We start from the raw sequence: 24291 nt of genomic DNA, 5'->3' as shown, positions 1-24291 counted from the left end.
ATGCCACGCTTAAATCAGATTATTGCGATCGAAAAAGGCATCAAAAGCCGCTCGGTTCAAGAACTGGCAGAAGCTCAAAAAGCTCTCCAGAAGCCCGCTGTGCTTTCTGGAATCTCCCGCACTTACCGTCCCAAATACGAAGAAGGCGAACAACTGCCGCCAGAGTCCAAAAAGGTTGAAGTCAAAGCCGAAGAGATCATCCGCAAAACGACTGAAGTTTTGACCAAACTCTTCGACGTAACTGCAACCAAAGATTGGACAAATTGTAGGGCTCGTGCTGACGTAACTGTAGACGGAAACGTGCTTTTGAGCCAAGTTCCTGTCAGCTATTTGCTATTCATTGAAAAGCAGTTAGCAGATTTGCAAGCATTCATCAAAAAACTTCCAGTCTTAGATGCTTCCGAGACTTGGAACTTCGATGCTTCGGCAGACTGCTGGGCAACTGAACCGATGCAAACTCTCAAGACTTTTAAAACTCCGCGTAATCACGTTAAAGCTGAAGCTACCGAACACCATCCGGCTCAAGTCGATGTTTATTACGAAGATATTACGATCGGCTATTGGCGGACTGTCAAGTTTTCTGGAGCTTTGCCAGCGCGCCGGATCAATGAGTTGCTGCAAAGGGTGGAAATTTTGCAGCAAGCTGTTATGTTCGCCCGCGAAGAAGCTAACAATTCGGAAGTTGAGGAACAGAGAGTAGGCGAGCGAATTTTTCAGTTTATTTTCCGCTAAATGCTTGCTTTTTTGATAGTTATGGTTTAAGATATAAACAGAGTACAATCTCAATCTAAAACTTCAACTTAAACCGTACAAATGTGATAGTACAGGTTCGACTCCTGTTCCTTCTACCCAAAATAGAAGGGTAGCCCAATTGGCAGAGGCAGCATGGCGTACAAATTCAACAGCAAGTTATCGGGAAATAGCGTTTAAAACCCCGTCCTTCTAGGACGGCTTGAATTCCTTAAACACATTCCAAAAATTTAGAGAATTGCTGGTTTTTGTGGTTGACTATAAAAGTCAAGGTTAAACTCCTTCGCCATCGTGAAACAGGGACTCAGACACACTTTTAGGCGTAAACCGGGGGACAAAGAGCGGCGAAAACTCTTAAAACAGCTAGGGGCTTAATACAGCCTCATAACCAGAAAAACAAACAATTCACTTTTTGTTAGGTAGGGTAGGGCATACCCGAACTCTAGGTCAATATCCTAGTACGCTTTTGGAGATAGACCCTCTGGGGTGACAGCGAATCAGGCTCGTTAATTGGTAGGATTTCTACGGTTAAAAGGTCTGAGTATTGCCGCAAGGACGTAGCACTTAAAGGTCAGTCGCTGAATTAAGAATACCCACACCTTTAGGTTGGGGAGTGTCAATACTCTAAACTCAGCATTCACCGCCGATCGCTAAAACGAATGTCAGGAAAATCACATCATCGAGGTTGCTGGCTCATATCCAGCCCCCTCTACCAAACGCAGGGGGGTAGCTCAATCGGTAGAGCGCGATGCTATTAATCTTAAATCCTTGACTTAAATGTGATAGTGTGCCCAAATGGGCGGTAAATATAAACCCAGTAGTAAGGTCAGAACTGCTGGGTTTTATGCTAATAATTGAATCAATTTGTTAAATTCGTCTGTCGTGGACGTATAAAGGCCGATGATTTACTGCATCAACCCTCAATGCGAACAACGCGAAAATCCTGCTGCTGCTCAAAATTGTCAGGCTTGTGGCACGGATTTGTTAATTGGCGATCGCTATCGTATCCTTAAACCAGTGCGATCGCCCAATCCCGCACGCCCCACAGACATCTTTGAAGTTGAAGATTTGGGAACCGGGGAAAACGAATGGGGCACTGTCAAAATTTTAAAAGTCTTGAAACACACACACAATCCCGATTTAGTTCGCGTGTTCAAGCAAGAAGCGCGAGTTTTGATTTGGCTGGCCGGAAAGGGCTCAGTTCCTCAAGTCGAACCTGACGGTTATTTCCAAATTAAACTCCCTAATAATTTCCAGAAATTGTCTTGTTTGGTGATGGAAAAAATTAGCGGAGAAAACTTGGCAGAATTCTTAACTAAAAAACAGTACGTTTCTCAAAAGCTCGCTCTTGATTGGCTGCAACAAATGACCAATATTTTGCAGGAAATCCACAAATATCATGTAGTGCATCGGGATATTAAGCCATCTAACCTGATGCTTGAAGCCAATGGGAAATTAAGATTAATTGACTTCGGCGCCGCCACAGAAGCAGAGATAGAGACCGCACCCATAGGTTCTGCGGGATACGCCGCACCGGAACAAATTGCAGGTAAAGCAGGCGTGCGATCGGACTTTTTTGCCCTAGGGCGTACTTTTGTACATTTATTAACAGGCATAGAGCCGATCGACTTTCCCGTTAATGGAAAAACTGGTAAAATTAATTGGAGGAACCAGGCTGTAGATATTGACCCGTTACTCCTAGACTCGATCGACGAATTGATCGAACCGCTACCAGAAAACCGACCTGAAAATACCCAAGTTATTTTAGAAAAATTAAAAATTCACGACGCCGACCCCCTGAAAGAGGGGGACGCAACATCGCTTCAATAAATCTGTTCCAGCCTGCGAAAATCCCGCTCAACTTCCGCCCACAAAGCCCGATTGTGAGGGTCAGTTTTCACAGCCTTTTTCAAATAAATTCTCGCCTTATCAACCTGCTTTTCTCCGATCAAATGCCGTCCCCAGCGCTGATAGGCGATCGCCTGCCACTGACGCACCTCCAAATCTTCGGGAACCCGCTGGGCCAAACCCTCAATCAAGGCGATCGCCCGTGGAAACCTCTGATATTTCAGCAACTGCTGCAATTCAACATAAGCATCTTGCTTTAACTTTTCTTCCGCAGCCGACAAATCCGCATGAGATTGATCGGGCGGGTCTTTTCGAGTCACTTTCACTGCCTGCGGTTGAGCTTTCACCTCCTGATCCGGCGGTGTCCAGCTAGGCGGCACAGTTGAATTGGCAACTTTCGACTCCGCAACATGGTGAGGGGCAACCTCCACCAGGAACTTATAAGCCTCAGTAATAGCAATAAACTTATTCTTAGCCTGTTCGTTTCCCGGATTCACATCGGGGTGATACTGTCTGGCTAACTGCCGATAAGAGGCTTTAACTTGCGATAAACTCGCACCAGACCTCAATCCTAACTGTCGGTAATAATCTGCAATATCCATTTAGCATGAATGAGCGTTGATAATTCCATTAAATATGGCAGAATCCTTAAATGTAAAGATTCTGCCAAAATTTACTGCGAACTAGGTTTTAGTGCGAGGGTTGCCCGCACTACGGTCGCGAAAAAACAACTTACGGACGCTCTTCGATCACTCTGTCAATCAAGCCGTATTCCTTGGCTTCCTCAGCGGACATGAAATAGTCGCGATCCATGTCCTTCTCGATTTTCTCGATCGGCTTGCCAGTATTCTTAGCATAGATATTATTGAGTTCGTGGCGCAGCCGCAGAATCTCTTTCGCCTCAATCTGAATATCCGTTGCTTGTCCCCGCGTGCCCCCAGAAGGCTGGTGAATCATGATTCGCGAGTGAGGCAAAGCTAACCGTTTTCCTTTCGCACCGGCAGCTAACAGGAAAGAACCCATCGAAGCAGCCAAGCCCACACAAATCGTCACCACGTCCGATTTAATGTGCTGCATGGTATCAAAAATAGCCATGCCTGCCGACACCATTCCGCCTGGGGAATTGATGTACAAAATAATGTCCTTACCTGAATCTTCCGAATCGAGGTAGAGCATCACAGCGATGATTTGATTGGCAATTTCATCGTCAACGTCCCTGCCCAAGAAAATAATTCGTTCCCGGTAGAGGCGATCGTAGATATTAATCCACTGAGTATCATAACCCCCCGGCATCTTGTAGGGAACTTTTGGCACACCGATAGGCATAATTCGGAACTCCGTTTAGTTGGTAGTTGGTAATTGGTAATTGGTAATTGGTAATTGGTAATTGGTAATTGGTAATTGGTGATTGGGAATCGGTAATTGGGAATCGGTAATTGGGAATTGTTAGTCATAAAAAGACTATTGAATAACTAACCAGGGTAGAAACTACTAGCCATTAACCCTTAATTATTACTCATGCCCATTCCCCATTTCCTATTACCCATTCCCCATTCCCCATTCCCCATTCCCCATTTCCAATTCCCCGTTAGATGACTCCAGCCGGCAGCGGTTTCGGCAATTCTTCAGAACTTTCAAGAACGCGATCGATCAAACCGTATTCTTTAGCTTCCTGGGGCGTCATGTACAGCAACCGATCCATATCTTTAGTAATCTTTTCGATCGGTTGGCCAGTACAGCTTGCAAAAATCTCAAGCATCGTCGCTTTATTTGCCAGCACTTCCTTAGCCCGAATTTGAATGTCGCTTGCTTGACCCCGCGTGTAAGCCTTGGGTTGGTGCAACACAATCGAAGCGTGCGGCAAACTCGCCCGAAAGCCTTTTGTACCAGCCGCTAACAGCATCGCAGACATCCCCATTGCCGAACCGAGGCAAATAGTGTGCACAGGCGGCTTAATGTACCTGATCGTATCGCAGATAGCGAAGGCTTCTGTTTCAAAGCCGACGGGTTCGCCACTGTAACCAGAAGTGCCGGTCGAGTTGATGTAGATTTTGATCGGCTTATCCGGGTCTTCGTACTGCAAGAACAACAGTTCAGCGATAATCAGTTCTGTTACCGCAGGCACCAGAGGCATCCCTAGATAAACGATCCGCTCCTTCAGCAACAGGGATGGCAAATCGGGAGGTGGCGTCCGAGAGTTCCCTTCCCCGTAGTATGGCGATTGCACTGCTTTAATGGGTGTGTTCATCAGAAAAATGAGTCTGAAACCCCGTCCTTCTAGGACGGCTTTACATTGGATTGGGGTGGAGGGGTATGGTTGCCCCTCCGTGGAGATGTGGTCTTCTCCAAAACTCCCTTACGGGTAAAGTTAGCTTCGCCAATGTTTTGAGAGCTTGTTAAACTTGCAGCACTGTTTCAGTGACCTTAAAACTGTTTAACTGCAAATGACAGGGCAGGGGACTAGCTTCGCATCCCAGGGTGTCATGACTCAAAAAACGTAGACCTCGAAAGTCTTAGGCTGGTCAGGACGGCTCGCAAGAATCTCTTACAAGCCTCATGCACTTAGGCTGAGGTTCCTGACATAACCGAAATGTTGCCTGAACTGATGGAGCTATTCTTAAAGAAATACTAACGCAATCTTTAGGTATCCCGCATGAAAGTTAGTTTGCTCCCGGTTTTAAACGACCCTAACCTTGACGCTGCTGCGCCCTCAACGCAGCGCCAGCTAGCGATTTCGGTGTCTGCGATGGCAAGCTCGATCGACTCCAGCGTACCCTTAAACCTGTGCCTGATTCTCGACCACAGCGGTTCGATGGGCGGACGCCCTTTGGAAACCGTCAAACAAGCCGCCGGACGGTTGCTAGACAGGTTGAAGCCCGGGGATCGCTTTTGCGCGGTGGCTTTCGACCACAAAGCCAAAGTCCTCGTCCCCAATCAAATTGTGGGAGACGCCAGTAGCATTAAACGGCAAATTGAGCAATTGCGCCCGGCCGGCGGCACAGCAATTGATGAGGGCATTAAGTTAGGTATTGAAGAGTTGGGCAAAGGCAAAAAAGAAGCTATATCTCAGGCGTTTTTGCTGACTGACGGCGAAAACGAACATGGCGACGACAGCCGTTGTTTGAAGTTAGCGAAACTGGCCGCCGAGTATAATATGACTTTAAATTCTCTGGGATTTGGCGATAACTGGAACCAGGATATTTTGGAAAAGATTGCTGATGCAGGCGGCGGTGCTCTGGCTCATATTCAGCGTCCTGAAGATGCGGTTGACGAGTTTGGTAAACTGTTTAGCCGCGTCCAAGGTGTAGGTTTGACTAATGCTTATTTGCTATTTTCCCTAATGCCAAAAGTGCGGTTAGCCGAACTCAAACCGATCGCCCAAGTTGCCCCGGATACGATCGAATTACCGGTACAGCAAGAGGGCGATCGTTTTATGGTGCGCCTGGGAGATTTAATGAAGGATATAGAGCGAGTAGTTTTGGCTAATATTTATATTGGACAGTTGCCCGAAGGTACACAGGCGATCGGGCAATTGCAAATTCGCTACGACGATCCGACTGTCGGGCAAGGTTTGCTTTCCGATCCTGTTGCAGTTTCTGCTAATGTCTTGAAAGTTTATCAGCCGGCACTTAACCCAATGGTGCAGCAGCACATTTTAGCTTTGGCTAAATACCGCCAAACTCAACTCGCAGAAACTAGATTGCAACAGGGCGATCGAGCCGGCGCGGCAACCATGCTGCAAACTGCCGCTAAAACTGCTCTGCAAATGGGCGATAAAAGTGCCGCAACTGTGCTGCAAACCTCTGCTACTCGTTTGCAGTCTGGTGAACAATTGAGTGAAGCCGATCGCAAGAAAACTCGGATTGCTTCTAAAACTATTTTGAAGTAATCGCGCAATTTGAAATTTTAAAGAATTTTAAATTGGGCGATCAGACAATTTGGTGATGCGAAATCGCCTCTACAAAAACGAAACCCGCGCCCAGGCGGGTTTCAATATTCTGAGTTACGCCTGCAAAAAGCGAGAGTCAGTGTAGCCCGATTGTGTCAAGCCGTGGAGCGTGTAGAAGCTCGATCGTTTAGAATGTTTGTATCACCTATCAAGAGTGCTTGTGTCAGTAACTCAGCCCTAAAGGGACTGAGCTTGTAAGAGAAATCGAACCAAGCTGTACTGACCCGCCTAAGTCTTCACTGACTACGTTATTTAGGTCACGACACCGGAGAATGCGACGCTAGTTTTCCGCTCTGTCGCTTGTAGTTAAACAGTTTTAAAGTCACTGAAACAGTGCTGCAAGCGCAAAAAGCCTTTATAACCTTGGCAAAGCGAACTTTACTCCTTCATGAGAACGAGGCAACCATACCTCACCAGAGGGGCAACCATACCCCTCTACCCCGTAAGGGGATTCAAGGCGATTGAAATCGCCGAGTCGTTTTCCTCTCTAGGCTCAAGCCTCGCTCGTTTCCCACTTACCGAGTTTTCTTATGAACCAGACAATATCTGATAAAGTACGCTGGACTACCGCCGATTTAGAACTATTGCCCGATAACGGCGATCGTTACGAAATTATTGATGGAGAGTTATTTGTGACTAGATCACCGCATTGGGGTCATCAACAGACTTGTGGCAGATTTTTTTCTTGCCTTGATACTTGGTCGATGTCTACTGGTTTGGGACGAGCCGCCATCAATCCGGGTCTTATTTTTACGGACGCTGATAACGTCATTCCAGATGTAGTTTGGGCCAGCAATGAACGCTTGGCTATCTTGCTAGACGAAGCCGGCCATTTAACCGCCGCACCCGAGTTAATTGTTGAAGTATTATCCCCCGGTGCAGACAATCAGAGACGCGATCGAGATTTGAAACTCAGACTCTATTCAGTGCGAGGAGTCCAGGAATACTGGGTTGTGAATTGGCAATTGCAGCAAATAGAAGTTTATCGCAGGGAACAAGCAAGTTTAAGGCTCATTGCTACGTTGTTGAGCAATGATGAACTAACTTCCCCTTTGTTACCCGGTTTTAGTTGTTCTGTCGCTCAAATTTTTGCCTAAATTATGAAATCATCATTTTACAATTTAATTGCTACTATAGGAATCTTGACTATTTTGGGTAATGTATCCCCTGCTGTTTCTGCTGAATTTTCAGCTTTAATAGTTCAAAGAACTATTGTTCAAAATACCGCTGAAGACTTATTCAATAGCGCTTTAAAAAAATCAGAAGCAGGAGACATTCAAGGGGCGATCGCCGATTACACCGAAGCCATCCGCCTCAACCCCAACTACGCCAAAGCCTACAACAAACGCGGCATCATCCACGGCCGCAATCTCAAAGACTATCAAACAGCTAAAGCGGATTTCGATCGCGCAATTGAAATTAACCCCAACTACGGCGACGCCTACTACAACCGCGCCAGAGTCCGCGAGTTCTTAGAAGACAAAGACGGGGCGATCGCCGATTATCATAAAGCAGCCGAACTCTATCAAAAAGATGGCAATACCAACGATTATCAAGATGCCATCAAGCATCTTGAAATGCTGCAAGAATAGAGTGCTTTTGAAAACATAGTATAATACCTGCGATCGGCGTTCCTCCGCATTCATCTGCGGTTAAACATTCCAAATCCACCATTCAAAAAATGCCCGAAACTTCCACCGTCACCGTTACCGTACCCGCTACAACCGCCAACTTAGGCCCCGGCTTCGACTGCATCGGCGCAGCTTTAAGCCTCTACAACCGCTTCCAATTCTCCCGACTCGAACCCTCAGCAACAGAGAAACTAAAAATTACTGTTACAGGCCAAGAAGCCGCCAAAGTCAAGACAGATGACAGCAATCTCGCTTATCAAGCTTTTCTTAAGTTATACGATCGCCTCAACCAATCGCCGCCCCCTGTAGCGATACATATAGATATGCAAGTTCCGCTGGCTAGAGGTTTGGGGAGTTCCGCCACAGCTATTGTCGGTGGGTTAGTCGGTGCAAATGAGTTAGCCGGTGCGCCTTTGAGTCAGGTGGAAGTGATGCAATTGGCGATCGAACTTGAAGGACATCCCGACAACGTTGTCCCCGCTTTACTGGGAGGATGTCGCCTCGCTGCTAGCAATACACCAAGCGGTTCCTGGGAAATTTGCGATATTCCCTGGCATCCAAATATTGTGCCCGTGGTAGCCATCCCCGATTTTGAACTGTCTACAGCCGAAGCCCGCAAAGTTTTGCCAGCAGATTACAGCAAGGCTGACGCGATTTTTAATGCTGCACACCTCGGTTTGCTAGTGCGGGCTTTGGAAACTGGCAATGAAAACTGGCTGCGCTGTGCCCTCCAAGACAAAATTCACCAACCTTATCGGCAATCTCTGATTAAGGGATATGAAGCGGTGCAACAAGCTGCCCTGAATGCAGGGGCCTATGAAATGGTAATTAGCGGTGCCGGGCCAACGCTTTTAGCTTTAACGGATGTGGCTAACGCCGTTGCTGTTGAGAAAGCGATGGCGGCTGCTTGGATGGAATTTGGGGTAAAGGCTGAGGTAAGGGCGATCGGTCTTGATACTCAAGGCGCGCAAGTCTCCCTTTAGTTATTCCACTCCTGGATACCCAACATCTACATAACCATGTTTTGTAGGGGTAATCTTCCGTGGTTGCCCCTCTCCATGGAAATATTGATATTTCTATTCTCTTCCTCTCTCCTTCAAATCTCTTGAATATCAACTCAAGTCTCTTGTCGATAACTTCTGCCATTCCCTCTACAAAATTTTACCTTAAAAAAAATGCAGTCATTGTAGGGGCGGATTCAGCATAATCTCAGGCTAAAACCAACAATTTCAAAACCCGCCCCCACCAACGGTAAATACTGTTAATTAACTGTGACGCAGCGGAATCTCTATCTGAATTTTAGTGCCTTTACCCGGTTCGGAAAAACACTTAAACTCTCCTTTGTGCTGTTCTACAATTATCTGATAGCTGAGAGCAAGTCCCGATGATATGGGTGGTTCCGCAGGCTTTGCTCCCAAAAAGGGATCAGAAATTTGGGCTGTGATATCTTTGCTATGTGCGATGTCGTTATCAGCAATCTCAATCGAAATTCGCTGAGCATCGACCACCTGAGTGGTAATCAAAATCACAGGCTTAAATTTGATGGATTCCAACTCTTCCAAGTCTTGAGCCGACTCTTCCAAACCATCGATCGCGTGATTGATGATATTCAGAAAAGCTTGATTGAGCAGACCTGCATAGCACTCAATCTGTGGCAAATTGCCGAATTGTTTCATCACCTTGATGTCTCGCCTTCCCTCGCGAGCCGGCAAGCGGTGCTGCAACAACAACAGAGTATTTTCTAAACCGTCGGAAACATCAAATAACTGCCAGCCCGATCGATCGCTGCGGGAAAAATCCTGTAGCGACAAGGTTATTTGGCGGATGCGATCGCTCCCAGTACGCATGGAACTCACAATTTTCAATAAATCGTCGAGTACGAATTCCACATCCATATCTTGCTGCTTTTGCAGAATTTCCGATCCGGGATTGACTAGCTCTTTTTGATACAGTCGCAGCAGTTCAATTAAATCGGTCGCGTAGCTTTGGACGTGAGTTAGATTGCTGTAAATAAAAGTAATAGGGTTGTTAATTTCGTGGGCTATCCCAGACACCAATTCGCCCAAACTAGACATTTTTTCATTTTGCAGCATTCGATCGCGCGACAGATCCAATTCTTGCTGGGTTAACTCGAACCGCGCCCTCAACTCGTGCGATCGCTTAGAGGCGCGCACCCGCGCCAATAATTCCTGCTTAACTATCGGTTTAAACAGAAAATCGTCAAAGGACGCATCCAATTCTTGAATTTCATCAAATTGCTCCGGTGTTGTCAGCAGAATAAAATAGGCTGCCGCCAATTCTCGTGAAGCGAAGCTATCCCGTAGGGAATCGGCTTTCACCAGCCGGCACACCTCCAAAAAGTTGATTTGAGGGGAAGTCCCGTCGCAAATTATCGCATCGGGGGAAAATTCCCTCGCCAAGTCTAAACCCTCCTTGTCGTCGGGAACGACTCTCACCTGATGTCCCTCTTGGCTGAGTAACTCTTGGACAACTTGAAAAGTCACAGTATCCCCGATGATCGCCAGAATCTTTGCCATACTTCTACCAACTCTACAAATTACTTTTTAGGATACAACCGCCAGAATTGCGCTGACAGATTTAAAATTCCAAAATAGTTCAATTCCATCAAAAAACAACCGATGCCCGCTTCCTCAAAACCAAAAATAGCTCATACCATTTTAGATTTTATATTTTAGAGTAAAAAATGGGGAATGACTTACTGTATAATAATAGTTGGGAGCTTACCTAAAGTTGCATATTTTTTGGGGACTGGTATCACGAGAATGTATAATTTTAGACGGGTAATGCAAAAATGCAAATTTTCTCCTTCGTAATTAATGTTACATCAGAGCTTTCGGCCGAAAGACTGCTGAGGGCGATCGCAGATACTTTCTCAAATTGCGCCAGGAAACAATAAAAAACTTTAAAATCAATTAATAGTATCGTTAAATTCACCTTCTCGGTCAGCGCCTGAGAATGCCAATTACCAACACCACCTCAACTTTGATTCAAGCCGAAACACTAGAACTATTAGAATGGCCGCGCCTGTGTCAGCACTTGGCTACCTTCGCGGCCACCAAACTCGGCGTCGCCGCCGCCCTTGACCTCGCAATCCCGGCAACTCAAGCTCAAACAGCCGAACTCCTAGCCCAAACTCAGGAAACTTATCAGTTAGAGAGCCGCGCTGGCGGTGCTTTGAGTTTTGAAGGAATCCAAGACATCGGCACTTCTCTGCAGCGAGCCGAACTGCAAGGTTTGCTCAGCGGCGAAGAATTGCTGGCAATTGCTACTACCCTCGCCGGAGCAAGGCAATTGCGCCGGATAATTGACTCTCAGGCTGATGTGCCGACGCTCAAAGAACTGGCAGCTCAATTGCGGACTTATCCCGAACTAGAGCAAGAAATCCATCGCTGTATAGACGATCGCGCTCAAGTAGCAGACAGAGCCACTCCTAAATTAGCAGGAATTAGAGTTCAAATGCGACAGTTGCGCGATCGCATTTATCAAATATTGCAGGGGATTTTGCAGCGCCAATCCAACGCCGTACAAGAACAGCTAATTACCCAAAGAAGCGGACGCTTTGTAATTCCCGTCAAAGCTCCCCAAAAAGATGCCATACCGGGCATCGTTCACGACTCCTCGGCCAGCGGCGCGACACTCTACGTAGAACCCCACAGCACAGTCAATCTTAACAACCAAATGCGGCAGTTGCTCAGGCAAGAACAAGCCGAAGAAGAAGCAGTCCGCCGCGCCCTCACCGAGCAAGTCGCAGCAGTAAAACCCGATTTAGACAGATTGGTGGTGGTAGTTACAACTTTAGATTTAGCCGCCGCTAAAGCGCGTTATAGTTATTGGTTGCAAGCAAATCCGCCGAAATTTATCGAATTGGGAGAGCCAGAATTAGCACCAAAAAATCCCGAAACAGAAGATGAGGAAAAAGAGGAAAAAGAAGATGAGGAAAACTCAGAAAACACTCAATTATTAATTCGCAACCTGCGATCGCAAATTACCTTGCGCCAGTTGCGCCATCCTTTATTAGTTTGGCAGCAACAGCACGAGCAAGGTTTTCCAGTCGTGCCGGTCGATTTAACGATCGGGCCGCACATCCGCGTCGTCGCCATCACCGGCCCCAACACTGGCGGCAAAACTGTCACCCTCAAAACCTTGGGATTGGCAGCTTTAATGGCGAAAGCAGGAATGTTTGTTGCCGCGCGTGAACCCGTAGAATTGCCTTGGTTCGACAATATTTTGGCTGATATTGGTGACGAACAATCTTTGCAGCAAAGTTTGTCTACTTTCTCCGGCCATATCCGCCGCATCAGCCGCATTTTAGAAGTTTTAGGCAATAAATCGCAGGCTGAAGGGGAAGAAAATTCAAACCTAACAATTACTAATTCCCAACAGCAAGACGAAGAAGTCACAGATACACAGAGCACAGTTTCTGCTCTCCCAATTCTCAAACCTAAATTACAAATTCCCCAACCCCAAATCCCAAATACTAATTCCCAATTACCAATTCCCAAATCTTTAGTTTTGTTAGACGAAGTAGGAGCCGGTACAGACCCCTCAGAAGGCAGTGCATTGGCGATCGCCCTGTTGCAATACCTCGCCCAACATTCCCTATTAACAGTTGCAACTACCCACTTTGGCGAACTCAAAGCCCTTAAATATCAAGACTCCCGCTTTGAAAATGCCTCAGTAGAATTTGACGACAATTCCATGCAGCCAACCTATCGCTTGCTGTGGGGAATTCCCGGACGTTCCAACGCCCTCACCATTGCCAAAAGACTCGGTTTGCTAGCAGAAATTGTCGAAGAAGCTCAAACCTATGTCGGGGGAGCGTCTCAAGATGTCAATCAAGTGATTGCTGGACTCGAAGCACAGCGCCGAAAACAGGAAACCAAGGCCAGAGAAGCAACTCAACTGCTACACCAAACCGAAAAACTGCACAGAGAAGTTTCTCAAAAAGCAGCCGCTTTGCAAGAGCGGGAGCGAGAACTAAAAATAGCTCAGGAAGTGGCAGTAAATGAGGCGATAGGCTCGGCAAAATCAGAAATTGCTCAAATCATTCGTCGCTTGCAGTCGGGCAACCAGACGGCTCAAAATGCCCAACAAGCGACAGAAACCTTAAATCAAATTTCCCAAAAACACCTGCCTTCTCGGCAACAACCGGCTAAACCCAAACCGAGTTTTATGCCGAAAGTGGGCGATCGCATCCGCATTCCCAGTTTGGGTCAAACCGCCGAAGTCCTCAGCGGCCCCGACGCTAACGAAGAGTTGAGCGTTCGGTTTGGGATTATGAAAATGACTGTGAAACTGGGAGAAATTGAATCTCTCGACGGTCAAAAACCGGAAACCAAAGCTCAATTAGCCAAGGCGGCCGCCCAAGCACAAGCACTCGCTACGGCTAAAGCTAAGCAAGCAGCGTCGGAACCTGCAAAACCCAATCCCGAAATCGCCATTCGCACTGCTAATAATTCGATCGACCTACGGGGTGCGAGAGTCTCAGACGCGGAAATCGAAATAGACAGAGCTCTTTCCAAAGCAGTGGAATACGGAGTGCTGTGGATAATTCACGGCAAAGGTACGGGACAGTTGCGGCGCGGGGTTCACGAGTTCCTCGCTTCTCACCCGCAGGTTTCCCGCTTTGAGCTCGCCAGTCAAAAAGAAGGAGGTGCAGGTGTGACGGTGGTTTATTTGAAATAATCAAAATTTACGCATTTCCGGTTGACTCGTAATTATATAGTTGTCTGCAGCAAAACAAGTCGCAAGGAACATATTATACTGATGCAACCGGAATGGATACTATACTGCAAATGTGGAATAATTAAGAGTTGCTTTCCCACTTTAGTAACTGCCTGACTAATGAAAAAAACTCCCTCAAATGAAGTTTTGGTTGGCGACTGTCGTGAAGTGATGAAGACATTGCCAGAAAATTATATTTCTGCCTGTATCACTGACCCACCTTATAATTATGAATTTATTGGTCATAAATGGGATGACTCAGAAATTCAAAGGCGTATTGAAAGAGTCAATGGCAAGGGAAATAAAACCCTTGTTAAAAACATTCCCTATGGCAGTGGTTTAGCAGGTGGAGTCAGAAACGAAAAATGGTATCAAAGGAATCGTAACAACACTCTGGATTATGAAAAGTGGTGCTTTGAGTGGGGTGAGCAGCTTTTTCGGATCTGCAAACCGGGTGCGACAGTTTTAGTTTTCAACAGCACGCGGACTGTTGCTCACGTACAAGTTGCACTTGAAAGTGCTGGTTTCTATGCGAGAGATATTCTTGTTTATAAAAGATCGAGTGGTATTCCTAAAGGTGTCAATATCAAACAACAGTTGGAGAAGAAAGGATATGAAAATTCTGAACAATGGGATGGTTGGCACAGTTGTCTGAGGAACGAATGGGAAGCAATCTGCGTACTTCAAAAACCACTGGTCAATAATTACTTGGAAACTCTACAGGAGTATGGTACTGGTCTATTTTATACTAAAGATCAGTTCGGTGGTTTTCAGTCAAATATTTTAGAAGGTATACAGCGTGAGAAAACTGAGGAGTTTAACGTCCACTGCACAGTTAAACCAATCGCTCTAATGAGAAAGCTGGTCGAAATATTTGTACCGCGTTTGGAAAATTCTATTCTAATCGATCCTTTTGCAGGATCTGGAACCACATTGCTTGCGGCGCAAGAATTTGGCATTAGGTATGTTGGCATTGAAATAGTATCGGACTACATAGAGATTATCAACAAGCGCCTTGATAGTTTCAGCGGTATACAGGGAATTCTCCCACTTTTCCAATAAGAAATGACTTTAAATCAAACCCGCTTATTGTTTGTATAAACTCAAACGAATCGTCCCCCGTGTAAACTTTCCAAGTCCCTACTTTGCACGCTGTAATAGCTGCGGGCAAATTATCTTGTCTGAGAATTAAAAAAATGGGTTCGTAATTATAAGTACGAAGTAGTGGGCCATAAGATTTGAACTTTTTCAGTGTTCCAGAGTCTCCTGAGCCAATACGATATTTTGTATCGATTGCGTACCCATCAACAATCAGATCGCACGGCTCATCGCTTCCAACTTTAAATGCTGGCTGAAAGCTACGGCAATAGGTTTTACACGTTTCAGTAACTAACAATTGCCAACACATACCTAACTCACGTCCCCAATATTGCCTATTTTCTTTTTTTATTAGGGGAGAAAGACCAAACACATCCATTAAAATATCGTGTTCTTCATTCTCTTCTGCATAAATTTTTTCTGTAAATGAGTTTTGGTATCTTGCTAAAATTTGCTCTAGTCTTCTTTCAGTCATCAGCAGTTACCAGTTCAGCTAGACTAACGGATAATGCCTTGGCTATTTTGCTGGCATTAAGCAGCGTTATATTCCTTTCACCTCGTTCAACTGAACCAATATAGGTGCGATGTAATTCAGATAGTTCTGCAAGCTGATCTTGGGAAAGATTTCTGAGCTTTCTGAAATGTCTAACTTTTTTACCAAATTGCTCCGTAATATCCATAGATCGCGCCAGATGAAGCAATGACAACTATAATCTGACAGACTATAAGTAGCGACAGACTATAAGTAGCATTCGAGAGCGCTAGGATGTTGGCATTGATATAAGTCCCGATCGTTTCAAAGCACTGATTTGATTTCGGTCACTCTGTGGCGTAGGATGGTTAGGGGTAAAAATATATGGGTTTTGCGGATTGCGATCGATCGAACTTGAAACCGCAACTTTTCACCCGCAACTCCGTCCAGCAGTTAGGATTGCCGGAATCAAAGCAACGAGCTATGGAGACAAATTAACAGATGTGCTGTTGCCCACAGGCCGCAAAGCTTTAATCACTGCATACTGTTTGATATCCTGCCTCAACCAGTCTTAATTTCCCGTGCTGAAGCCATGCGCTCGACCGTAAAGCCCTCCGCTCCCACAAACGAAACGGGCCAATCTCCCAACTGGGAAGAATTGACCCAAAAAGCACCAGAACCTACCCAGTTGGACAACATTAAAGCCCAACTGGATTTAGTCCTGTTAGCCCTAGAAGCACTGGCAGAAATTGGCTCAGAGGCGATGCTCAAGGTAGCAGCCGAACTGAATTTAGAGCCAATGGTAGCCGATCGGGTAGCTTTGTGGCGGCTGCGCCAATCTAACCCGCTGCGGAAAGGCCACGGAGGGCGCAAAAAACTAGATGTGGAGGAAGCTCGATCGCTCGTTTTGATAAGCTGTCATTTGGCAAAACAGCACCAAGCTTTAATCCGCCGCGCTGTTGCTTTGCTCGAACAAATGGCAGAGCAAAACCGCGAACCTCACACAATCGCTTTGCTGGGAGATTATATTGACAGGTTCAGCAACACTTATGGCTCGCGCATGGAAGATGCAGAAAATTTATCGGCCCGAGAGTTGACTGATTTGGCACTCAAACTCCTGATCGATTTGCTATTTTACAGCAGTCCCGGCGGCCACCGCCGCCTCTGGCTGGCTCTTCTAGACCGCGCTAAAAATTAAACAACAGCCAACAGTCAACAGTCAACAGCCAACAGTCAACAGCCAACAGTCAACAGACTTTCTGCTATGGTTCTCAAACGGTACACGCCCCCCACTTGCACGCTGGAAATTACAGCCAAAAGTTCGCCTCTATCTCGCTGGGCGGGCCAACCGGTGTTTAAATCTTTAAGTTTCGAGCTGCGACTCGATGACCCCAGGCTGCCAGATACCGAACACGTTACTCTCAGGGGCGATCGAATTCAACTCGAAACCCTCCACGAAGCTGTTAGCAATTACGTCCAAAACTTGCTCGGCGAATCCCGCGATTGGGAAAGCAACCTCAACTCTCAAATCGGCAGTACCGCTGCAGGGCCAGACTCGCCAGAAGTCGCGCGTAATGCCCTTATATTCGATCGAGCCGTCCACACTTCCGAACTAGCAACATCCGCCCCGAACACAGCCTACCTTCCGGTTCCCCCCCGCTTAGAGCCCCGCGGCTTGCTTGCCCACAACTTGTTTTTAGGCTCTTTGAGCGCCGCAGAATCCGGGCCAGTAGTTTCCTTGAGCACCCTGCAACTGTTTGACTTGGCCACAGCACTAGATGACTGCGCCGCCGAAGTGATGGCGCTTCCCAACCTCAACCGTGAGTCCCGACAACCGCTGTCCTCACCCTGGCTCAAGGTGGCAGCATTGCTGGTCGCCAGCGCCGGCCTGACGACAGGAACTATCAAAATGCTCGATCGAACCGCCACCTCCCCGCAAACCGCCACAGCCCCCGATCTAGGACAGCCCCAGCTAGCTCCAGGCGTCTCCCCCAGTCCAGTTCCCGCCCTACCGACACCCCCAGCACCAACACCCGCAGCCAAACCCGGTTTACCACCGCTGCCGCCCCCGCCCATCAACACTGCGGCCTCCCCCAGCCCCAGCTTGCCTCCCATCGCCCTCGCCCCAACTTCCCCCACCAACAAACCCAGCCCCATCCAGCAGCCACCCCTGCTATTTCCCGCCAATGGCAGCGCAGCCAGCGCCCCACAGAGCGCCCCACAGAGCGCCCCAGCATTCCCTCAAGGGTCAACAATCACTATTCCCGCCCCCGAAGAAGCGCCCATTTCCGCCCCCCAAGCACCCGCACCAGTACCCTACGTGCTGCCCCCCCTACCGCCGAGACTAGCTCCCGCCGTACCGCCCCCCCTGCCGCCCTCCCTGTCTGCTTCCCGATTTCCCGTTCCCCCGCCGCAGCCCTTCCCCAGCCCCATCGAGCCGATTGTCCCCCCCGCCAGTACCGAACTCCCAGCTCTTGAGGACGCTCAACCGCCAGCGGAGTCTGAGGATAACAACCAGGTGGCGGCCAGCAGAAAAAACCGCACTTTATTTGATACAATTCCTCAAGTTTCAGAAGCTAGAACTTACTTTGAGGAACGCTGGAAGCCTCCTGAAGGAATGGAACAAACTTTGGAATACAGCGTGCTGATCGATGAAAATGGATCAGTTCAAAGTATTATGCCGATGGGAAAAGCAGCAGCAGATTATATCGAGCAAACTAATATGCCATTAGCCGGCGAGCCGTTTGTTTCTGCCGTTTCTAATGGGAAAAACCCGAAAATTCGAGTTGTTTTGAGACCAAACGGTCGAGTACAAACCTTTTTGGAAGAGAGTGATTAAACGCTCTCAAACACATTGTCGAAATGGGAAATCCCGGTTAATTGCTAATCTCAAACAAGTTCAAATAAAATCAAATTTAATTTGTTTTCACTGTCAAAACTTGCGGCGGCGACGCATCGGGTGGATAAATAAAATCCACTTCTACAAGTCGCTTTTCTCCCGATTTCATCTCTAATTTTACCAACGGTTCCCCCTGCTGTCCCCGCCGCTGGACTAAATGCACGTAGCGAGTTTGAGGCACTTTATTGTCGTCAGTATAGCGCACTCTGACAGTCCCCCTAAAAAAAGTTTGAGGTGCCGGAGGTTCTAAAAAACTAAGTCCTCCTGAAGTTAATTTGTCTGTCTTAATTGGAGTTTGAATTGCGACAGTTACAGTTTGATTTTTGCTGGTAGAATTGTACAGTGGCAAGCTGAGACTGTATTGAATTCCGTAATTGCCGTGGGCGCGGTATGCTGTATCTGGGTAGCGGACTAGCATCCTCGCACTTTGCACTTGATTTGTTCCCAGCATTCCGCGCGGGAGACTGCTTAATGGGTAGGAAAATGCTGTTCCGGGTTGGGGAATTGCTAGGCTTGATGTGGCGGGGTTGTCTGAGATAAGTGCTCGCCATTCTGAACCTAATGCTACACCGGCAACTCGGCCGTAAATTATTTGACCTTCGGTGATTTCGGGCGGTGTGGGAGTTCGATCGCGCGGCCCGGCTATATTACTATTGTCTAATAAGTTTTGCCATTCTGCTAAATTGGGCGATCGCTCGTTTCCCTGTCCGTTTCCCTGTGCATCAACTCTGGCAAACATCGCCAGACTGGCAACATAGACTATACCATCGCTCCGCAACCGCATCAAGGTCGATCGACCGTTTAGCGGCGGTACCAATTCCCGCACCGGTATCGGATGATTCATCAACAGTTGGCTTTTTCCCGGTGGAATAATTAACCGCGGCTCAAAGTCAGACTGTCTCCTTCCTCTGAGAATATCATTCACAGCGCGACTTCCCGGCCCTGCGTAAATATTACTGTTTGAATTATCGACTTGCGGCGGCAATTCAATAAAAGGTGCATCGGGTTGACTGAGATAACTCGCAGCTTGCAATATATCTAATGTTACAGGTTTATTGCCAGGATTATAAACAATTACTCCTTGATACAATGTTCGCAAATCTTCCGGGGAAGGTGCGCGGGCTATGTGGTGGGCAAATATGTCGAAACGTCCTTGAAACGGAAAGTTTAAATGTGCCGCCGGAAATCTTTTACCATCTGGGGGAAATGTCGAAAGCAAAATTCCTTCTTGCAGCACTAATTCGGGACTGTTGCTGTTAAATACTGGTATGTTGTCTAACTGTCCGGGGAGTGGTCGCACTTCTTGGATTTGGAGGATTTCTTGAGGTGCGGAAGGGGTTTGGGCTAAGGGGATGATTGATAGAATTGGCAGCATTTTTTAGAGGAGTTTTTTTACCGCAGAGGGCGCAGAGGGCGCAGAGGAAGAGAGGGAAGATAAGAACCCGTAAATATTGGCGTCTGGGCGGGTTTTGTACGGAGATTTTGCTCGCTTATAGCAGATATTGTGATTTTTTACCTCGCCCACTGTTCTAATATGTAATTGTAAAATTTGGCGGTGTCTACTTTATCCATTGCTTGAATTTTTCGCCCTCCTATTTTAACTTTTGTGCGTCCTTGGCTGATGCCTTCGGTAATAATTTCGGTTTCCCATTCTCGCAGTTGGTAAAAGTCTGGATGCGCTAAATAAGCAGTTGCCAAAATGTCCCAAAAATAGTAATCTTGAGATATTGCTAGGGCATAACACTGTCCTGCTAAGTCGGAAATTGGATATTTGCGCTGTCTTGCTAAGAGATTGGAAAATTCTACATTCAGCGGTACATTATTCGTGATGTCTAAAGGACACATGACAACGGGAATTTGGGTTTGCCAAATTCTCTCGATTGCTATCGGGTCCCAGTAAGCATTCCATTCCGCCGACATATCTTGTCCGGGTTCCATATCTTTGCTAACATTGCCGATAACATTGAGGGCGCCTCCCATCCACACAATTTCTTGAATTTTGCTTTCAATTTCTGGCGCGATATCTAAAGCTTGCGCTACTGTTGTTAACGGCCCAGTTACTATTAATGTGACTGGTACGGCTGCGTCTTGCAAAACTCGCACCATAAAGTTTTGTCCGGGTTCTGATATTAACGGCGTGTCAATGGTTCCTTTTTCATTTAGAATGGGAAGTCGATCGACTGCAAAGGAATCTCGCCGAAATAACACCGGAAATGGATTTAGTCCCCGCACCGTACTCGCCGCTACCGGAACTTCTGAACGCCCCATTAAATCGAGAATTTTGCGCGTTGCACTCACCGCCGGTTGAATGTAGCAGTCCGCAGGAGTTACAATTACTCCCAGAGTTTCGACTTCCTCCATTGTCATCAGCAACACGACGGAGAGATAGTCGTCAACTGCACCGTCGTGATCCATTAGTACGAGTTTTTTGGACATTTTGCTTCCCCGGTGACTGAATTAGTGTAAAGTACAAATATTAATTTTTTTGTGCCAGAAACACAACTGCCTCAACTATATGAATACAGTATCACCTTACGGCTCTTGGAAATCACCTATTTCTTCCGATTTAATTGTTTCTGGAACTGTCGGGCTCGGACAAATTGCTATTGACGGCGATGATATTTACTGGGTTGAGGGAAGGCCTTCGGAAGCGGGAAGAAGCGTCCTCGTGCGGCGCACTCCTGACGGTACAATCAACGACGTGACACCGCATCCTTTTAATGTTCGCACTCGCGTTCACGAATACGGCGGCGCTGCTTTTGCAGTTGGTGGCGGTGTTGTCTATTTTTCTCATTTTGCCGACCAACGTATTTATTCTCAAACATTAGATTCTCAACCCGAACCTCTGACTCCTGCTGCTAATTGTCGCTATGCAGATGTGATAATTGACAAGCAGAGAAATCGCCTGATTTGCGTGCGCGAAGACTATGCAGGCGAGGGCGAACCTGTCAATACTATTGTTAGCATTAATTTAGATAACGGCGAAGATATTCAAATCTTAACTCAGGGCAATGATTTTTATGCTTCCCCTCGTTTGAGTCCTGATGCTTCTCTACTTTCCTGGATTTGTTGGAACCATCCAAATATGCCGTGGGATGGCACAGAATTGTGGGTAGCAGAAATTAATTCTGACGGTTCTTTAGGTGAAAAATATTTAGTTGCTGGCGGGGTTGATGAGTCGATTTTTCAACCGGAATGGGCGCCCGATGGAGTTTTGTATTTTGTTTCTGACAAGTCGAACTGGTGGAATTTCTATAGAACCGTCAATCCCCGCTTGCCGAGGGAACAGCAAGAGGTTGAACCTCTGTGCGAAATGGCGGCTGAATTCGGGCTTCCCCAGTGGGTTTTTGGAATGTCTACTTATGCTGTCGTCTCGGAAAGCAAAATTATTTGCACCTACACTCAGCAAGGCCTGTGGTATTTAGCGAGTCTTGATTTAACGACAAAGCATTTGACAACAATTGACACGCCTTACACTGATATTTCGTCGGTCAAAGCGCGGGGAAAAACTGTTATTTTTCTGGCAAGTTCGCCGACTGCATCTACTGCTATTGTACAACTAAATCTAGCAACAAACAAACTAGAAATCTTGCGTCAATCGAGCAATTTAAGCATCAATCCGGGTTATCTTTCAGTACCGGAACCTATCGAATTTCCCACGGAAAACAATTTGACTGCTTTCGGTTTCTTCTATCCCCCGAAAAATCAAGATTTCGCAGCACCTGCGGGTGAAAAACCGCCGCTTGTCGTCAAAAGTCACGGTGGCCCAACTGCTGCTACTTCTAGCAGCATGAATTTGAAAATTCAATATTGGACGAGTCGCGGTTTTGCCGTGCTCGATGTTAATTACGGCGGCAGCACTGGTTACGGCCGAGAATACAGAAAAAGACTGCAAGATAGTTGGGGAATTGTCGATGTTGACGACTGCGCTAACGGTGCTAAATATTTAGCTCAGAAAGGTTTAGTTGATGGCGAAAGAATGGCGATCGCCGGAGGCAGTGCAGGGGGGTACACCACTCTGTGCGCTCTTACTTTCCGCGATGTGTTTAAGGCCGGTGCGAGCTATTATGGAGTTAGCGATTTGGAAGCTTTGGCAACGGATACTCACAAGTTTGAAGCGCGCTATCTGGATGGATTGATTGGGCCTTATCCTGAAAGAAAAGATTTGTATGTAGCTCGTTCGCCGATTCATTCCGCCGAACGTTTATCTTGTCCCGTTATCTTCTTTCAAGGATTAGAAGATAAAGTGGTTCCGCCTAATCAAGCGGAAATGATGGTAGAGATATTGAAAGCTAAAGGTTTGCCGGTTGCTTATGTTGCTTATGAAGGGGAACAGCACGGTTTTCGCCGCGCTGAAAATATCAAAAGAACTCTTGACGGCGAATTCTATTTCTATTCGCGGGTGTTTAAGTTTGAGTTAGCTGAACCTGTGGAGGAAGTGGTGATTTTCAATCTTTAGAAAACATTAGTTTGCAGTTGCTCGGTTTTCCCTAAAACGCACCTGCAAGCTATATCATAATTCACAAAATTTTACTGTGATTTTGTTCACAAATTTTGCTGTTTACTATCACATCTTGAAAGGCAATACAGCTTAAAATTTTATAGTGCGATCGCCTTTTTTAATGCAGAAACGCCCGATCGCGCGATCGTCGAGTAGAGAGTCAATTACTATGCAAACTCCTGTCCACCTGATTCCATCTGCTTTGGGCGAGCTGTTTGCCGAAGTGAATCAAAATGGCTACATTACTCTAGCCGATAGGTACGGTTTGATGGCTGCTATTTTTGACGAAACTTTGACTGAGGAAGACAAACGCTCCATCGATCGCCTGCTGCGCTCTGTGTGCCGGGGAAAGATTAAATTAGTTAACGAATTGTCTATGATCAGGTAAGTGCCGATAATTTTATTTTACGACCATTTTAAAAATATCAACAATCAAAAAAAGTCCTAATTGTCTCATCATTAGGACTTCGAGCGAGGAAACTATTTTTAATTTTTGATCGATACAGAATTTACGCAAAAAAAGGTTGGGCGCGCGAATTATAGTCGTAGGGTGCGCTGCACCTTACATAATTAGATTCTGGCCCAACGAGTGAACAAGTTTAACGTGCAGGTATAGTTGTCGCCAACTGTAACTTGCTCAAACTTTCTTCAGGCTGAACATCCATGTGATAGCTGAGTGCCGAAGGAATCCCAAGTACGCAGCACGGAAAATTATTGCCTAGTTCCCTAACCAGCCGATGGTTGCCAGAACAACAGCCCAAAAACAGTAAATTTGCTGATTCTAATTCAACCACATTTCTCAGTTCTGTAGCAACCCGCCCGATGCGTAAATGAGCTTTGAATAAACCGCGCCATTCCTCAGCCAAACAGCGCGCTTGCCACAGCAACTTATCTGCTACCTCGTACTCATTATTTTGACCATAAATTGCTGGGAAATAATCCGGCTCTATCCAATTTTTTGGCTGGGATACCGATGGAATTTCGGTTGGTAAAGCGATCGCAGGTACTGTACAATTAAGGGCGAATGTTTCCTCTAAATCCGACACTTTCTGCTGTGCAGCCAAGGCATTTCCCACAGCAACTTTGCAAGTATCTTCGCGATAACTTTTTTGCGATTCGTCGATTACGTAGACAACTTGAACCGTGACTTCCTTCGTTGTTACTAAACGAGTTTGATGCGCCATCCAAAGGGTAATGTCCAGAGCTGTTTGACTTTTGGGAGAACTGTTGTAACCGACAATAAAATTGATACTTTTTGCCTGTTTTGTAACTTTTGATTTCTTAGAACCTTGCACTTGTGGCTCCGGCAGCAACACCATTTCTTCTGCTAAATTTTGGCATCCCAATGCACTTTCAAAACGCGCTAACATTGTTTTGAGATTCACAGGCTTGACCTCT

General features: G+C 46.6%; 21 protein-coding genes. 12 read left to right on the top strand and 9 right to left on the bottom strand.

Translation table 11 applies throughout. The features are described from left to right. Together QUA36_RS03825 and QUA36_RS03820 are read left to right on the top strand one after the other, a co-directional pair. A complete protein-coding gene (locus tag QUA36_RS03825; protein ID WP_333455654.1) occupies nucleotides 1-732 on the top strand; it encodes a DUF7873 family protein in 732 nt (243 codons plus the stop codon). 918 nt (nucleotides 733-1650) lie between these two features. Continuing rightward, complete coding sequence (locus QUA36_RS03820) at nucleotides 1651-2580, top strand: serine/threonine-protein kinase (protein WP_333165350.1); 930 nt, start codon at nucleotides 1651-1653, stop codon at nucleotides 2578-2580. On the opposite strand, the gene QUA36_RS03815 is transcribed toward QUA36_RS03820, so the two are convergent. The 3 genes from QUA36_RS03815 to QUA36_RS03805 form a co-directional block, all read right to left on the bottom strand. Further along, nucleotides 2574-3200: a J domain-containing protein gene (locus tag QUA36_RS03815; RefSeq protein WP_333454160.1), complete on the bottom strand. Its 627-nt coding sequence runs from the start codon at nucleotides 3198-3200 to the stop codon at nucleotides 2574-2576. The genes QUA36_RS03820 and QUA36_RS03815 overlap by 7 nt on opposite strands. A 130-nt stretch (nucleotides 3201-3330) precedes the next feature. After that, nucleotides 3331-3924, bottom strand: coding sequence for an ATP-dependent Clp protease proteolytic subunit (locus QUA36_RS03810; RefSeq protein ID WP_190741966.1), 594 nt, complete (start codon nucleotides 3922-3924; stop codon nucleotides 3331-3333). 262 nt (nucleotides 3925-4186) lie between these two features. Then, complete coding sequence (locus QUA36_RS03805; RefSeq protein ID WP_333038231.1) at nucleotides 4187-4846, bottom strand: ATP-dependent Clp protease proteolytic subunit; 660 nt, start codon at nucleotides 4844-4846, stop codon at nucleotides 4187-4189. Between the two features lie 405 nt (nucleotides 4847-5251). Here QUA36_RS03805 and QUA36_RS03800 point away from each other — a divergent pair, with 405 nt between their 5' ends. From QUA36_RS03800 to thrB, 4 genes are all read left to right on the top strand, one after another. Next, nucleotides 5252-6487, top strand: coding sequence for a VWA domain-containing protein (locus QUA36_RS03800; RefSeq protein ID WP_333165343.1), 1236 nt, complete (start codon nucleotides 5252-5254; stop codon nucleotides 6485-6487). A 590-nt stretch (nucleotides 6488-7077) separates the two neighbouring features. Further along, a complete protein-coding gene (locus QUA36_RS03795; RefSeq protein ID WP_333455652.1) occupies nucleotides 7078-7644 on the top strand; it encodes a Uma2 family endonuclease in 567 nt (188 codons plus the stop codon). A 3-nt stretch (nucleotides 7645-7647) separates the two neighbouring features. Next, nucleotides 7648-8139 carry a tetratricopeptide repeat protein gene (locus QUA36_RS03790; protein ID WP_333455650.1) on the top strand — a complete coding sequence of 164 codons (492 nt, stop codon included), beginning with the start codon at nucleotides 7648-7650 and terminating at the stop codon, nucleotides 8137-8139. An 89-nt stretch (nucleotides 8140-8228) separates the two neighbouring features. Continuing rightward, nucleotides 8229-9161, top strand: coding sequence for a homoserine kinase (gene thrB, locus QUA36_RS03785; RefSeq protein ID WP_333455648.1), 933 nt, complete (start codon nucleotides 8229-8231; stop codon nucleotides 9159-9161). 282 nt (nucleotides 9162-9443) lie between these two features. Here thrB and QUA36_RS03780 read toward each other — a convergent pair whose 3' ends face one another. Beyond that, nucleotides 9444-10715, bottom strand: a complete 1272-nt coding sequence (locus QUA36_RS03780) for an ATP-binding protein (protein ID WP_333450735.1) — start codon at nucleotides 10713-10715, stop codon at nucleotides 9444-9446. Nucleotides 10716-11181: 466 nt separating this feature from the next. Here QUA36_RS03780 and QUA36_RS03775 point away from each other — a divergent pair, with 466 nt between their 5' ends. Beyond that, a complete protein-coding gene (locus QUA36_RS03775; protein WP_333455767.1) occupies nucleotides 11182-13884 on the top strand; it encodes an endonuclease MutS2 in 2703 nt (900 codons plus the stop codon). Nucleotides 13885-14043: 159 nt separating this feature from the next. Next, a complete protein-coding gene (locus QUA36_RS03770) occupies nucleotides 14044-14985 on the top strand; it encodes a DNA methyltransferase (RefSeq protein ID WP_333455647.1) in 942 nt (313 codons plus the stop codon). Here the strand turns inward: QUA36_RS03770 and QUA36_RS03765 are convergent. Both QUA36_RS03765 and QUA36_RS03760 read right to left on the bottom strand, forming a co-directional pair. Further along, nucleotides 14948-15496, bottom strand: coding sequence for a hypothetical protein (locus QUA36_RS03765; protein ID WP_333455646.1), 549 nt, complete (start codon nucleotides 15494-15496; stop codon nucleotides 14948-14950). The genes QUA36_RS03770 and QUA36_RS03765 overlap by 38 nt on opposite strands. Further along, on the bottom strand, nucleotides 15489-15701 hold the full coding sequence (locus tag QUA36_RS03760; RefSeq protein ID WP_333044298.1) for a helix-turn-helix transcriptional regulator: 213 nt from the start codon (nucleotides 15699-15701) through the stop codon (nucleotides 15489-15491). The genes QUA36_RS03765 and QUA36_RS03760 overlap by 8 nt, the downstream gene beginning before the upstream one ends. 384 nt (nucleotides 15702-16085) lie before the next feature. On the opposite strand from QUA36_RS03760, the gene QUA36_RS03755 reads away from it, so the two are divergent. Further along, the gene (locus QUA36_RS03755; RefSeq protein WP_333165329.1) at nucleotides 16086-16691 is read left to right on the top strand and encodes a DUF3038 domain-containing protein; all 606 of its coding nucleotides are present in this window, start codon (nucleotides 16086-16088) and stop codon (nucleotides 16689-16691) included. A 66-nt stretch (nucleotides 16692-16757) separates the two neighbouring features. Further along, the gene (locus QUA36_RS03750; RefSeq protein ID WP_333455644.1) at nucleotides 16758-18332 is read left to right on the top strand and encodes a DUF4335 domain-containing protein; all 1575 of its coding nucleotides are present in this window, start codon (nucleotides 16758-16760) and stop codon (nucleotides 18330-18332) included. Between the two features lie 76 nt (nucleotides 18333-18408). On the opposite strand, the gene QUA36_RS03745 is transcribed toward QUA36_RS03750, so the two are convergent. After that, complete coding sequence (locus QUA36_RS03745) at nucleotides 18409-19767, bottom strand: DUF3370 domain-containing protein (protein ID WP_333455642.1); 1359 nt, start codon at nucleotides 19765-19767, stop codon at nucleotides 18409-18411. Between the two features lie 137 nt (nucleotides 19768-19904). Then, nucleotides 19905-20828 (bottom strand): nucleoside hydrolase, encoded by a 924-nt coding sequence (locus QUA36_RS03740; RefSeq protein ID WP_333455640.1) that lies wholly within the window; start codon nucleotides 20826-20828, stop codon nucleotides 19905-19907. Between the two features lie 79 nt (nucleotides 20829-20907). Between QUA36_RS03740 and QUA36_RS03735 the strand changes: the two genes are divergently transcribed. Next, nucleotides 20908-22851, top strand: coding sequence for a S9 family peptidase (locus QUA36_RS03735; protein WP_333455638.1), 1944 nt, complete (start codon nucleotides 20908-20910; stop codon nucleotides 22849-22851). A gap of 211 nt (nucleotides 22852-23062) precedes the next feature. After that, nucleotides 23063-23281: a hypothetical protein gene (locus QUA36_RS03730; protein ID WP_333154753.1), complete on the top strand. Its 219-nt coding sequence runs from the start codon at nucleotides 23063-23065 to the stop codon at nucleotides 23279-23281. 211 nt (nucleotides 23282-23492) lie between these two features. Here the strand turns inward: QUA36_RS03730 and QUA36_RS03725 are convergent, their stop codons facing one another. Continuing rightward, the gene (locus tag QUA36_RS03725) at nucleotides 23493-24278 is read right to left on the bottom strand and encodes a universal stress protein (protein ID WP_333455635.1); all 786 of its coding nucleotides are present in this window, start codon (nucleotides 24276-24278) and stop codon (nucleotides 23493-23495) included. Nucleotides 24279-24291: the final 13 nt, after the last annotated feature.

Origin of the sequence: Microcoleus sp. Pol10D4 (assembly GCF_036701555.1) — a bacterium.
GTDB lineage: Bacteria > Cyanobacteriota > Cyanobacteriia > Cyanobacteriales > Microcoleaceae > Microcoleus.
Note: the sequence above shows the minus strand (reverse complement) of the source record. Positions and strands in the feature narration are given on the sequence as shown.

What these genes read in the sequence shown, in the direction of transcription:
- QUA36_RS03755 (WP_333165329.1), top strand. Translation starts at nt 16,086, where the DNA reads ATGCGCTCGACCGTAAAGCCCTCCGCTCCCACAAACGAAACGGGCCAA.
- QUA36_RS03825 (WP_333455654.1), top strand. Translation starts at nt 1, where the DNA reads ATGCCACGCTTAAATCAGATTATTGCGATCGAAAAAGGCATCAAAAGC.
- QUA36_RS03790 (WP_333455650.1), top strand. Translation starts at nt 7,648, where the DNA reads ATGAAATCATCATTTTACAATTTAATTGCTACTATAGGAATCTTGACT.
- QUA36_RS03750 (WP_333455644.1), top strand. Translation starts at nt 16,758, where the DNA reads ATGGTTCTCAAACGGTACACGCCCCCCACTTGCACGCTGGAAATTACA.
- QUA36_RS03795 (WP_333455652.1), top strand. Translation starts at nt 7,078, where the DNA reads ATGAACCAGACAATATCTGATAAAGTACGCTGGACTACCGCCGATTTA.
- QUA36_RS03800 (WP_333165343.1), top strand. Translation starts at nt 5,252, where the DNA reads ATGAAAGTTAGTTTGCTCCCGGTTTTAAACGACCCTAACCTTGACGCT.
- QUA36_RS03765 (WP_333455646.1), bottom strand. Translation starts at nt 15,496, where the DNA reads ATGACTGAAAGAAGACTAGAGCAAATTTTAGCAAGATACCAAAACTCA.
- QUA36_RS03735 (WP_333455638.1), top strand. Translation starts at nt 20,908, where the DNA reads ATGAATACAGTATCACCTTACGGCTCTTGGAAATCACCTATTTCTTCC.
- QUA36_RS03760 (WP_333044298.1), bottom strand. Translation starts at nt 15,701, where the DNA reads ATGGATATTACGGAGCAATTTGGTAAAAAAGTTAGACATTTCAGAAAG.
- QUA36_RS03770 (WP_333455647.1), top strand. Translation starts at nt 14,044, where the DNA reads ATGAAAAAAACTCCCTCAAATGAAGTTTTGGTTGGCGACTGTCGTGAA.
- QUA36_RS03805 (WP_333038231.1), bottom strand. Translation starts at nt 4,846, where the DNA reads ATGAACACACCCATTAAAGCAGTGCAATCGCCATACTACGGGGAAGGG.
- QUA36_RS03780 (WP_333450735.1), bottom strand. Translation starts at nt 10,715, where the DNA reads ATGGCAAAGATTCTGGCGATCATCGGGGATACTGTGACTTTTCAAGTT.
- QUA36_RS03810 (WP_190741966.1), bottom strand. Translation starts at nt 3,924, where the DNA reads ATGCCTATCGGTGTGCCAAAAGTTCCCTACAAGATGCCGGGGGGTTAT.
- QUA36_RS03740 (WP_333455640.1), bottom strand. Translation starts at nt 20,828, where the DNA reads ATGTCCAAAAAACTCGTACTAATGGATCACGACGGTGCAGTTGACGAC.
- QUA36_RS03730 (WP_333154753.1), top strand. Translation starts at nt 23,063, where the DNA reads ATGCAAACTCCTGTCCACCTGATTCCATCTGCTTTGGGCGAGCTGTTT.
- QUA36_RS03745 (WP_333455642.1), bottom strand. Translation starts at nt 19,767, where the DNA reads ATGCTGCCAATTCTATCAATCATCCCCTTAGCCCAAACCCCTTCCGCA.
- thrB (WP_333455648.1), top strand. Translation starts at nt 8,229, where the DNA reads ATGCCCGAAACTTCCACCGTCACCGTTACCGTACCCGCTACAACCGCC.
- QUA36_RS03815 (WP_333454160.1), bottom strand. Translation starts at nt 3,200, where the DNA reads ATGGATATTGCAGATTATTACCGACAGTTAGGATTGAGGTCTGGTGCG.
- QUA36_RS03820 (WP_333165350.1), top strand. Translation starts at nt 1,651, where the DNA reads ATGATTTACTGCATCAACCCTCAATGCGAACAACGCGAAAATCCTGCT.